21 protein-coding genes are annotated in these 9700 nt (G+C 69.9%); 5 read left to right on the top strand and 16 right to left on the bottom strand.

Annotated features, from left to right (window positions below):
• Positions 1-47 precede the first annotated feature (47 nt).
• The 14 genes from ACQEVU_RS57755 to ACQEVU_RS57820 form a co-directional block, all read right to left on the bottom strand.
• Positions 48-263, bottom strand: coding sequence for a hypothetical protein (locus tag ACQEVU_RS57755; protein WP_433339613.1), 216 nt, complete (start codon positions 261-263; stop codon positions 48-50).
• Positions 260-511 (bottom strand): hypothetical protein, encoded by a 252-nt coding sequence (locus tag ACQEVU_RS57760; RefSeq protein ID WP_433339614.1) that lies wholly within the window; start codon positions 509-511, stop codon positions 260-262. The genes ACQEVU_RS57755 and ACQEVU_RS57760 overlap by 4 nt, the downstream gene beginning before the upstream one ends.
• Positions 508-990, bottom strand: a complete 483-nt coding sequence (locus tag ACQEVU_RS57765; protein ID WP_433339615.1) for a hypothetical protein — start codon at positions 988-990, stop codon at positions 508-510. Before ACQEVU_RS57765 ends, ACQEVU_RS57760 begins: the two co-directional genes overlap by 4 nt.
• Positions 987-1247: a hypothetical protein gene (locus tag ACQEVU_RS57770; RefSeq protein ID WP_433339616.1), complete on the bottom strand. Its 261-nt coding sequence runs from the start codon at positions 1245-1247 to the stop codon at positions 987-989. The genes ACQEVU_RS57765 and ACQEVU_RS57770 overlap by 4 nt, the downstream gene beginning before the upstream one ends.
• Before the next feature lie 64 nt (positions 1248-1311).
• Entirely contained in the window at positions 1312-1701 is a 390-nt protein-coding gene (locus tag ACQEVU_RS57775) for a hypothetical protein (RefSeq protein WP_433339617.1), read from the bottom strand.
• The gene (locus ACQEVU_RS57780) at positions 1698-1922 is read right to left on the bottom strand and encodes a hypothetical protein (protein WP_433339618.1); all 225 of its coding nucleotides are present in this window, start codon (positions 1920-1922) and stop codon (positions 1698-1700) included. The genes ACQEVU_RS57775 and ACQEVU_RS57780 overlap by 4 nt, the downstream gene beginning before the upstream one ends.
• Positions 1919-2185 carry a hypothetical protein gene (locus ACQEVU_RS57785; protein WP_433339619.1) on the bottom strand — a complete coding sequence of 89 codons (267 nt, stop codon included), beginning with the start codon at positions 2183-2185 and terminating at the stop codon, positions 1919-1921. The genes ACQEVU_RS57780 and ACQEVU_RS57785 overlap by 4 nt, the downstream gene beginning before the upstream one ends.
• Entirely contained in the window at positions 2182-2481 is a 300-nt protein-coding gene (locus ACQEVU_RS57790; RefSeq protein ID WP_433339620.1) for a hypothetical protein, read from the bottom strand. Before ACQEVU_RS57790 ends, ACQEVU_RS57785 begins: the two co-directional genes overlap by 4 nt.
• The gene (locus ACQEVU_RS57795) at positions 2481-2681 is read right to left on the bottom strand and encodes a hypothetical protein (RefSeq protein ID WP_433339621.1); all 201 of its coding nucleotides are present in this window, start codon (positions 2679-2681) and stop codon (positions 2481-2483) included. The genes ACQEVU_RS57790 and ACQEVU_RS57795 overlap by 1 nt, the downstream gene beginning before the upstream one ends.
• Position 2682: 1 nt before the next feature.
• Complete coding sequence (locus tag ACQEVU_RS57800) at positions 2683-2925, bottom strand: hypothetical protein (protein WP_433339622.1); 243 nt, start codon at positions 2923-2925, stop codon at positions 2683-2685.
• Positions 2926-2927: 2 nt separating this feature from the next.
• Positions 2928-3284, bottom strand: coding sequence for a hypothetical protein (locus ACQEVU_RS57805; RefSeq protein ID WP_433339623.1), 357 nt, complete (start codon positions 3282-3284; stop codon positions 2928-2930).
• A complete protein-coding gene (locus ACQEVU_RS57810) occupies positions 3281-3496 on the bottom strand; it encodes a hypothetical protein (protein ID WP_433339624.1) in 216 nt (71 codons plus the stop codon). The genes ACQEVU_RS57805 and ACQEVU_RS57810 overlap by 4 nt, the downstream gene beginning before the upstream one ends.
• Complete coding sequence (locus tag ACQEVU_RS57815) at positions 3493-3690, bottom strand: hypothetical protein (RefSeq protein ID WP_433339625.1); 198 nt, start codon at positions 3688-3690, stop codon at positions 3493-3495. The genes ACQEVU_RS57810 and ACQEVU_RS57815 overlap by 4 nt, the downstream gene beginning before the upstream one ends.
• Positions 3687-3923, bottom strand: a complete 237-nt coding sequence (locus ACQEVU_RS57820; protein WP_433339626.1) for a hypothetical protein — start codon at positions 3921-3923, stop codon at positions 3687-3689. The genes ACQEVU_RS57815 and ACQEVU_RS57820 overlap by 4 nt, the downstream gene beginning before the upstream one ends.
• 108 nt (positions 3924-4031) lie before the next feature.
• Between ACQEVU_RS57820 and ACQEVU_RS57825 the strand changes: the two genes are divergently transcribed.
• Both ACQEVU_RS57825 and ACQEVU_RS57830 read left to right on the top strand, forming a co-directional pair.
• Entirely contained in the window at positions 4032-4217 is a 186-nt protein-coding gene (locus tag ACQEVU_RS57825; RefSeq protein ID WP_433339627.1) for a hypothetical protein, read from the top strand.
• A gap of 66 nt (positions 4218-4283) precedes the next feature.
• Positions 4284-4481, top strand: a complete 198-nt coding sequence (locus ACQEVU_RS57830; RefSeq protein WP_433339628.1) for a hypothetical protein — start codon at positions 4284-4286, stop codon at positions 4479-4481.
• A 228-nt stretch (positions 4482-4709) separates the two neighbouring features.
• Here ACQEVU_RS57830 and ACQEVU_RS57835 read toward each other — a convergent pair whose 3' ends face one another.
• Positions 4710-6347 carry a TROVE domain-containing protein gene (locus ACQEVU_RS57835; RefSeq protein ID WP_433339629.1) on the bottom strand — a complete coding sequence of 546 codons (1638 nt, stop codon included), beginning with the start codon at positions 6345-6347 and terminating at the stop codon, positions 4710-4712.
• A 314-nt stretch (positions 6348-6661) separates the two neighbouring features.
• Entirely contained in the window at positions 6662-7402 is a 741-nt protein-coding gene (locus ACQEVU_RS57840) for a helix-turn-helix domain-containing protein (RefSeq protein ID WP_433339630.1), read from the bottom strand.
• Between the two features lie 88 nt (positions 7403-7490).
• Here ACQEVU_RS57840 and ACQEVU_RS57845 point away from each other — a divergent pair, with 88 nt between their 5' ends.
• The 3 genes from ACQEVU_RS57845 (at position 7491) to ACQEVU_RS57855 (ending at position 9636) form a co-directional block, all read left to right on the top strand.
• Positions 7491-7787 (top strand): hypothetical protein, encoded by a 297-nt coding sequence (locus ACQEVU_RS57845; RefSeq protein ID WP_433339631.1) that lies wholly within the window; start codon positions 7491-7493, stop codon positions 7785-7787.
• Positions 7788-7859: 72 nt separating this feature from the next.
• On the top strand, positions 7860-8051 hold the full coding sequence (locus ACQEVU_RS57850; RefSeq protein ID WP_433339632.1) for a hypothetical protein: 192 nt from the start codon (positions 7860-7862) through the stop codon (positions 8049-8051).
• Between the two features lie 73 nt (positions 8052-8124).
• Positions 8125-9636: a hypothetical protein gene (locus ACQEVU_RS57855; RefSeq protein ID WP_433339633.1), complete on the top strand. Its 1512-nt coding sequence runs from the start codon at positions 8125-8127 to the stop codon at positions 9634-9636.
• Positions 9637-9700 lie beyond the last annotated feature (64 nt).

Raw genomic sequence — 9700 nt, forward strand, 5'->3', positions numbered from 1 at the left:
GAACCCAGCGCGACGTGCGACCCAGCGGTCAAGGAGAGGCGCGGCCATCAGATCCCTTCCCACTTCCCCGGGCGCCACGACCGCCTCAGCACATGGACTTCGGCGCCGTTCTCCTCGTGGACGTTCGCTCGGCGCAGCGCCATCGACAGGTCGCCGCCGGTCGACATCAGCACCGTCTCGCCAGCCCACTGCGAACCGTGGCCGGGCGGGTAGGCGACGGTGACCGCGTACTCCGTCATCGGCTCGTCACCGTCGACGATCACTCGTTGACCTCGTCGGGCTGCGCCGAACACCACGCCGCCCACCGGATGTGTACGTCGAGCGGCACTTCCCAGCGGGTCACGACCACCGGCGGCCAGCCGGCCGCGCGCTCGTGGTGACCGACGATCAGCCCCTTCTCCGCGAGCGCCACCAGCACCTCGTACGGATGGCCGCTGTCAAGGCCGATCGCGATTGCGCCGAGCACGTCCCGCTGCGAGGGGGTGAGCGCGTCCATGTCCCGGGTCGTCACGACTGCTCCCGCGCCGCGGCGGTCATCTCGTCCGTCCACCGCCACGACGGCAGCCAGCCGTACAACGGCGTCAGGTCACCCTCGACGACGTCGGCCGCGTGCCGGAGCGTGCTCGCCTCGGTCTCCAGCACGTCACGGGCACGCTGGTCGGGGCACGACGCCAGGTATTCGAGGCGCCCCTCGGCGGCCTGACGGAGCAGACGAGCCGCCTCGGCGACACCGTCCGCGCATCGCGGCTTCCGGGGCTGCACCGGGATCGACTCGGGAGCCAGCAGCACATCGCCGGCGTCCGGGTACCAGGTGGCCGTCGACTCGCCGTCACCGTCGTAGCGGTTCAGGCCTCGTGCCGACGCCACCCACTCGATCGGCTCGCAGTCGAGCTGCTCCGGGACGCCCCGGACGGTCATGGTGCCGCCGGTCGCCGCGAGGTGGTGATACAGGTCGTACCAGGTGGTGGTGTAGGTCGCGGACTCGCTCACGCCGCCACCTCCTCGCCGAGCGCCGCCAGCACAGCCCCGGCCGCAGCGCCGGCCTCGGCGGAGCGCCGCAGCTGCAGCAGCAGCGATGCCGTCATCGACTCGTGCTCGGGTGCCGTCGGGTCAATCGACACGACGAGGGTGCCGCGTTCGCCGAGGTGCGGCGGCCAGCCCATGCGCGTGTAGGCGCCGGACCGGCCGCCGACGGTCGTGAAGCCGGCGGCGGTCAGGGCGGCGACGAGGGCGGCCGGGTCGATCACGACCGCACCTCCGCATACCGCAGCAGCGCCGCCTCGAACTCCGGCGGGTCGTACAGGTAGTCGGTCATCGCCCCGCCCTCACGTCGCGGGCCGGGGTGCCGTACACGACGGCACCGGCGCGGATGACGGTCAGCGCACCCGGCCCGGCCTCGAACCAAAGCTCGCAGAACGACGCCAGGCCATCCTCCGCGAACTCCTCGACGGTGCGGGACACCTCGCGCATCATCGCGTGCCCGTCGACGTCGGTCTCGTCGACGCCCAGGTACGTCTGTCCGAGCGCTGGCGCACCGTTGGCCGCGGGCGAGTACAGCAGCACGACGTCGCCGGGGCGCAGCGGCGCCCACGGCTGGCGGGCGAGCGCATCAGCGCCGGCCATGAGGGCGCCGATCTCACCGCCGATGTCGCGGCGGCGCTTCGCCTCTTCAGCCTTGGCGAGCGGGGACTGGTCGGTCATCGCTTGGTCTCCTTCGTCGGGAACACTGCCTCCGCGAGCTTCACCAGGCCGAACAGACTGAACAGGGCACCGGACACGCACGCGACGGTCACGAACGCCCACGGGTAGCCGGTCGCCACCCACAGCCCGATCGTCGCCAGGTACAGGCTGGCCAGGAATGTGCCGACCACGAACATGATCTGCTTGACGTCGTTGTCGAGCCCGTTCCACCAGGCCTTCATCGCCGCACCACGCGCCCGTCGCGGTCAAGCCGGTAGTAGTCCTGTGTCGACTTCCACCCGGTCTCGCCCCGGTCGTCGGCCTGACGGCCGCAGCACGGCGCCTTCCACATCGAGCAGTCCGTGTACCGGGCCGTCACCTCGACCTTGCCGAGGTCGTAGACCTGCCCGCAGGTGCAGCGGACCGGGAACATCATGTCGCGGATCTGCTCGGCGACGAGACGGTCCACGTCGGGGTGGCGCATGCCGTAGATGTCGTAGGTCACGGTGCGGTCATCTCCTTGAACGCTTCGGATGCGTACTCCCACGGCCGGGTCAGCCACTGGCCGCCCTTGATGCCGTCGCCCCGGTAGGCGACGGCCCGGCGCTCGCCGCCCGGCGGCGGGTATTCGATCCGGCCAACGATCGCCGCGGTGTCGTCGCCGGGCCCGCCGGCGCACAGGTAGTCGGTGATGACGCCCAGGACCTTCGCCGTGACGATGAAGTGCCCCGGAGGGCAGTCCGACGGCCCAACGTGTACGTCGGCGTCGGCGGCCTTGCGGATGTCGGCGAGCGTGCCCATCAGAGGCCCTCGGCGCCTTCGGTGACGACACGGACACCGCCGTTGTCGCGCTCCGCGAGTGCACTCCAAGCGTTTTGGTAGATCGCGCTGCGCTCGGCGTCGGTGAGCGCATTCCACTGGTCGACGGTCAGTTCCGTGTCGTACTCCGGGTCGTGCTGGCTGATCTCGATGCGGATGTCGAGCTTCACCGTCTCGTCCACGTCAGTCCTCCTCGCGGGTGTACAGGTCGAGTTCGTCGGGCGGCTCGATCGGGTCGAGGTCGAGGCTGAACCGGACGGGGAACTTGTTCGCCTCGGTGGTGTAGCCGGAGCACTGGATGCACAGGGTGCCGTCCGGCGTGTACTCGCCGTTGGCGAGAAGGTTGCGTGCCTCGTCCTCGGTGTCGGCATGGACGGTGACGGTCATCGACCCGGTCACCGGCACGTCGACCGTCCACTCGGCCACGGTCAGTCCTCCTCGTCGCTGGGGTCGCACCAGGCGCAGCCCGGCACGGTGATCGCCCGCACCCAGTTGCCGGGTTCGGCGCCGCGGCGGTAGATGCAGGAGCAGGGCAGGACGGTGCCCGGCTGCCGTCCGGCGTAGTAGTCCCACCCGTCGGTCGGCTCGGTGGGGCAGCGCAGGGTGACCGGCTCGTGCGGGTCGAGGTCGTCGACGACCATCCGCTCAAAGCCCGGCCAGGTGATGAGGGAACGGTCGCGGTGCTCGACCTCGCGAACGAGGCGGACGTTACCGCGGGCGGGGACCAGGCGGTCACCGGGGCGGACCTCGCAGGCGGCGACCGGGATGTCAATCGTGGAGGTCACGAGGTCAGCCCCGCAGCGGCCCGGCGCTCCCGGATGATGTCGACGCAGAGCGTGCTCGCCTCCGCGTCGGACAGCCCACGGACCCGCAGCCACGTCATGATCTCGCGGCCGGACGCGCCGTAGTCGGCGAGCGCACGGGCCCCCCGTCCGCGCAGGTCGGCGATGGCGGCGAGGTGCACGCCGATCTCAGCCTCGATGTTGGCGATCGTCACCGGTCGTTCCCCTTCGCGATCAGGGCCGCCTCGGCGTTGGCCACGCCCGTGCGGATCGCGGCCCGGTCGATGTGGTCGTAGCCGGTCCAGTTGTCGACGCCGGCGGTGAGCAGGCCGTCGAGCATCAGGCTGGACTCGACCAGCTCCAGGTACTCGTCGGTGGAGATCGTGACGGTCTCGGGAAGCTCGGTCACGACTTGCCGTCCCACTCGGGCATCGGCTCCGCCGCGATCTCGGCCAGCCGCTTCTCGGCCTGCTCGGAGGTCAGGTTCACCTCGGGGTTGCCGCTGCCGCCGTAGGCGAGCAGCTCCCAGCGCAGCGGGGTGCCCGGGTCGGGGATGACCGACACCTCCTGGCCGTTCGGGAAGCGGTAGAGGTGGCGGCCGGCGCGGTCGCGGCTGACGAGGTGGCGGGACAGGTTGGTCATATTCGCAGCTCCAAGCTCGCAGGTGTACGTACACCATACCTCTCCGGGTACGTACACCAAAGAGTTGTTCGTTGTGGATCTGTACGTACACCCGATAGAGTCGGCGATGTGCCTGACCAGCCCAAAACTCAGCACCGTTCGGTGCGCGTACCTGACGACACCTGGTACGCGGCAATCCGGCGCGCCAAGGCTGAAGGCACCTCGGTCGGTGAACTCGTCCGCGAATTCCTCGACTGGTGGCTGCGCAAGCCCGGCGCCAAGATGCCGAAACGGCCACCTGAACAGGTGCCGTAACGACCGGAGCGGTGGAGCCCTACTCGGCCGTCCGCACGTCATTCAATCGTGAGTAGCGTCGCCGCCATGGACGAACCCATCTACACGGCCGCCGACCGACACCGGTACCGCCCGACGCCCTGCCCTGAGTGCGGTAGCCGCCGCGAGCTCGGCTGGGTCGACGTCAGCAACAGCGTCAACACCGACCAGTGGCGGCCGAACGAGAAGTGCCGGAACCGGCAGTGCAGCGAGTTCCGTGATCCGAATAGCCTTGCCGGCGGCTGACCGGCCCGGCTACGCGTAGTCTGGCCTCGGGACGGACGGCCGTCTGGCGCGGGCAACCGCGTCACCCGCCGCGGCGGTACAGCCGGCCGACGTCCCGCCGCAGCTCGCGGGGATCACGCCAGGTCCGCTGTCGGACCCTTCCGACACCGTTCGGTTGAGGCGCCCCGGAGCCGCCCGCCTTCGCCCCGGGCCGCGTAACGAGCGGTCCGGGGCGTCGTGCATCGCGAGTCAGCTCACCGCCGCCTGCCACGGCCAGGCGCCTTCGCGCCCGCTCTCGATCAGCGGGATCATCGAGAAGCCGGCATCCGTGAGCCCGCCGAACGTCCACCGGTTCCGGCCCGACGGGGCATGCCCGCGCTCATACCCGGCGAGGTTCCACGTGTACAGCGGCCGGTCCTGCGGCATTGACTGCGACACCTCCGACCCGTCCACACCCGCCTGCTCATCGGTGACGATCACAACACGGTCGTGGCCGGCGTAGTGCTTCCGCAGCGCCCCCGCCGTGTCGGTGCCGCCGCCGAGGAACCAGCCGCCCGACCTCCACCGGTCGATCGCCCGCAGCAGCGACTCGCCGCCGCGCATGTCGAACGGCTTCGTCTTCGCGCCTGCCGGATCGCCCCAGTACTGCTGCATCGACGAGAACGACACCACATCCGCCGCCGCGCACCGCTGGGCCAGGGCGACCGCGAACACGACCGCGGCGTCCCAGCGCATCAGCGTGCCGTCCTTGGAGAACGCCTCGTTCATCGAGCTGGACGTGTCGACAAGGACCAGAGTCCGGCCGCCGAGCCGCGGAATGTTCCCGAGGCAGTGGCCGAGGGCCTGCTCGAGCGGGTACGACCAGCGCAGCGACGGCGCCGCCCGGTACGCGGACAGGAACCGCATCGGCAGCTGCCGCGACTTCGCCACCTGCTCCGGATCGGAGAGTCGTGCCGCGACCTGGTCGGCGACCGTGTCGGAGACGCCGGCCTCGTCGAAGTTGCGCAGGTTCCGCAGCAGCGCCATGTACCCCATGGCCGGGATCAACGCCTCCCACAGCTTCGCCTTGTCCAGCTTCGACCCGGCGAGGGACAGGGCGTTCTCCCACGTCCAGCCCGCCTCGGCGAGCCGTCCGGCGTCGAGCAGCACCACCGGGTCCGCGGCGGCGTCGAGACGCAGCTGCAGGTTCGCGACCAGCGTCGACAGGCTGCCGGGCAGCTTCACGTCGTCGCGGCCGTGCCGCCAGTCGAGCGCCACCTTGAACAGGTCGCCCTGCCACGGCGCGGACGGCTTCGGGTGGGTCATGTCGATGACGTCACCGAACCGCCAGCCCCTCGACGCCGTGTCGTACTTGAGCAGCGACCGCTCCGTGTACAGCCGCTGCACCGCGTCGCCGATACCGTTCTTGACCGGCATCGGGATCTTCCGGCCGTACCGCGACGTCCAGTAGGCGAGCAGCTCGCCGGGCTCGTCGGCGCGCTGCAGCACCGACGCGACGACCGCACGGTTCCGGGCCTCGGCCGGCAGGGCCTGGTCGCCGCCGCCGAGCGTGAGGCGGCTGCGGACGTACTCGGCGGCACCGACGATCGACGCGGTGCGCATGTTGCCGGCGCCGCGGAGCCAGCCGAGGAACTGTGCCGTCCATGCCGGGTCGGTTACCGCGGCCTCGTGGACGAGCTGGACGTACCGGGAGTCGCGTCCGCCGGCGGACTCGTAGAACGTGGCCTCGCCGACCATGTTGGCCACGGCGAGCAGGAACAGCCCCGACCTGACGTCGCGGGCGTAGCCGGCGCCGCCCTCGTGGGTCACGCCCGTCGGGCGCTGCTCAGAGACGATCGGACCGGTCCCGGATGCCGCGCGGGTGTCCCTGACGTTGAACTTCGACACTGCCTCAACCCTTCGCATGGGGAGGCACACGCACTTCTGAGCGGGGCCGAGAACCAATCGGTGAGGCGATCGTAGGTGCTCTGCCAACTGAGCTACAGCCAGGATTTCGCCTGACCAGCGGGACTCGAACCCGCGACAACCCGCTTAAGAGGCGAAGAACTCCTCATCTGCGCACAGGCCCCGCTCGTGAAGTTGTGGGCCGTCCCGAGAACAAGACGCCGCACGGTGTTTTCAGCCAGAGAAGTAACCGTGTGGCTTCACATAGGAACAGCAGAGGTCACGGTAGCAGCAGGCCGCGATGTTGTCTCATCGATTCAACCGGAGGTGGCGTGTCGGCCGCTCACCACGTCTGTCGCGTCCCGCTTCGGCGCCGGCACCTGTGCCCGCCCCGCCAGCCCGCCCCGCCGCAGGTCCCCGTCGTCGAGCGGCCCGTACAGCTCGTCGTGCAACAGCATCGCCTGCTGGCCGAGACGCAACGCCGACGCCAGCAGCTGCCGCAGCGCCTGACGGGCATCGTCCTCCATCGGCGAGCCGTCCGAGGCCAGCCAGGCGAGGGATGCGAACGGCGGCGCCACAGGGGGCTGCGGGGAGTCCTTGACCTGGACGAGCATGTGCCGCTCCGTCTCGCCCTCGGTGAGGACCACGGCGATGTCCGCCTCGGGGCCGCCGCGCATCTCCCGCCGGCTGCCGTCCATGACGCGGTCGACGAGCGCGGCGAGCGCCTGCCGTGAACGCTCCGACAGGGGCGAGTCGTCGGCGAGCATCCGGCCGAGCTCGGCGGCGAGTGGGGGCAGGGCCGGCGGCTCCGGTGCGGCGGCTGCCTCGCCAGCCATGCCTGCCATCAGCTCGTCTGGGCTCACCTGCAGGGCTGCCGCGAGCTTCCGCACGTTGCCGACGTCGGGCCGGTAGGTAGCGACGGAGAACAGCCGGGTGATCGTCGACGGCGACACGTCAGCAGCCAGAGCGAGGTCGAGTTTCCGCTGTAGGCCGACCTGCTTCATGCGGGCTTCCAGGTAGTGCCCGGCTGGCGTCTTCGGCTCGTTTTTGTCCCCCACGCGGCCATCTTCCCTCGTTCGGGCAGATCTGGAAATCCGGCCCGCCCATCTCTGGAATTTCCACATCCGGAAATGCTAGATTGAGCACATGACGCGAGGCATCTACCTCCGCCCCGAAGCGATCGATCGTCTGACCGCGGCGGTCGGCGTGAAGAAGCTCAACCGGCGCCAGCAGAGCGAACTGCTGCACGTGCCGTACCAGAGCTTCTGGAACGCGACCAGCGGCGGGCGGCGCGTCGGCGTGCGAACCATCACCGAACTCATGGCCGGCATCGAACTCTTCGCGAAGCGCTACAGGTGCAAGCCGCTGAGCCTCGACGAGGTGCTGGAGATCCGCGAGATCGACGACGCGGACGAGGAGATCGAAGCCGCGATCGCGGCCTGACCCCAGAAACGACATTGGCCCGGCAGGTGTGCAACCACCTGTGCGCCGGGCCCAACGGAAGGAGCCTCCGTCGTGTCTGTCCATCACGGTACCAACCGCGGCACAAACCTCGCCAGCGCCGACACTGCCGAGTCGGCCAGCGACCGGCGCCGCGCCAGGCGCATCCGCCGCAACCAGCTCAACCGCTCCGATCTGCGCGATCTCCGCCAGCAGCTGCGCGACGCCCGCGCGCTCCTCGGCGTGAAGCGCCCGGCGGCGGTCTGACCGTGCACAACCACAAGGTGCCGCCCGCCCGCGATACCCCGTGCCCGCGGGCGGGCGGCACACGGGGGACTTCATGACCGCACCACCCGAAGTCAACCAGCCCGATGGCGCCTCACCATGGGACCCCGACCTCTGGGACGCCTACGAAGCGGGCGTCGACATGGAGCCACCGGACGACCGGGCGGATGAACCAGCTCCCCCCGAAACGCCGCTGAGCGAGGCCGAGCAGCGCGAGCTGATGCACGCCGTCGCCAACCTCCCCGAAGAGTTCTGGGAAGCCCGCGAAAGATTCCGCGCCATCCGCCAAGCGGCTTGGCGCAACGGATGCAGTGGAGACGTAGCCATGCTCACCGTCATGTGCCGCACCTCGGCGATGGTCAGCCCCAAGCTGATCTTCGACCTCGGCCGCGGCCCGGGCAGCCTCAACCTGTTCGGCGGTGCCGTCGGCCCGTCCGGCGGCGGCAAGAGCCAGGCCGTCGAGGTCGGCCAGGAGATCGTCATCGCGCCGGCCTACCTCGTCGACGCCGACGGCAACATCGACCCCGACAAGTTCAAGGACGGCATCCCCCTTGGCACCGGCGAAGGACTCGCAGAGGCCTACATGGGCACCGCCGAACGTGAGACCGGCGAGCTTCACACCCGCAACAGCGCCAACGCGAACAAGGGCGACCCGAAGACAGAGAAGGTCCGCGCGCAGGTCCGGCACAACGTCTTCTACTACCTCGACGAGGGCGAAACCCTCACGAAGATGATGAAGGAACGGCAGGGTGCAACGATCGGCCAGGCGCTCCGCACCGCATGGGTCGGCGGCCCGCTCGGCCAGCAGAACGCACGTGACGAAACGACCCGGCTCATCCCTCGCCGCAGTTACTCGTGCGGGATGGTCATCGGCTACCAGCCGAAGACGGTCCAGGATCTCCTCGGCGACGGCGGGCCCGGTACACCACAGCGTTTCCTGTGGGCATCGGCGATCGACCCGTCGCTGCCGTCAACTCGCCCTGACGCACAGCGCCCGTTCTGGCTGCCACTGCACGATGACAGCGGCCAGGCGATCACCGGGACGATCGGCGGACCGAAGTGGATCGCCGACCAGCTCTGGGCACGCCGGGTCGACGTCGTGCGCGGGAAACAGGTCGTTGAAGAGCTCGACTCGCACGTTGACCTGATGCGGTGCAAGCTCGCCGCCCTGCTGGCCGTCATCGACGGGCGCATGGAGGTCAGCGACGAGGACTGGCAGCTGTCCGAGGTGCTGTGGACGACGTCGTGCGAGACCCGCGACCGGATGGTCGAGTTCGGCCGGCGGCAGGCGCAGATGCTTGCCGCGCAGCAAACAGCGGCGCATGTCGACCGCGAGGAGAAGGCGCACGTTGCCCGCCGAACCGTTGATGCTCGCGCCGAGCGGATTGCCCGCTGGATTGGGCGGCGCATCCACGAGCGGGGCGAGGCAACGCACGGTGCGACGAAGCGGGCCATGTCCGCCGAGGACCGCCCGTTCTTCGACGTGGGCTTGGAGCATGCGCTTGCGCAGCAGTGGGTGAGCTTGGACAACAGGGCGTTGCGTCCGGGTTCGGCGCGGCCGGTATGAGCGCCGTCCGCGGAGTGGAGAAATGTGGAGATGTGGAGATCTCCACATCTCCCGGATGTCCGCG

It is taken from the genome of Dactylosporangium sp. CA-139066 (genome assembly GCF_050936175.1).
Lineage (GTDB): Bacteria > Actinomycetota > Actinomycetes > Mycobacteriales > Micromonosporaceae > Dactylosporangium.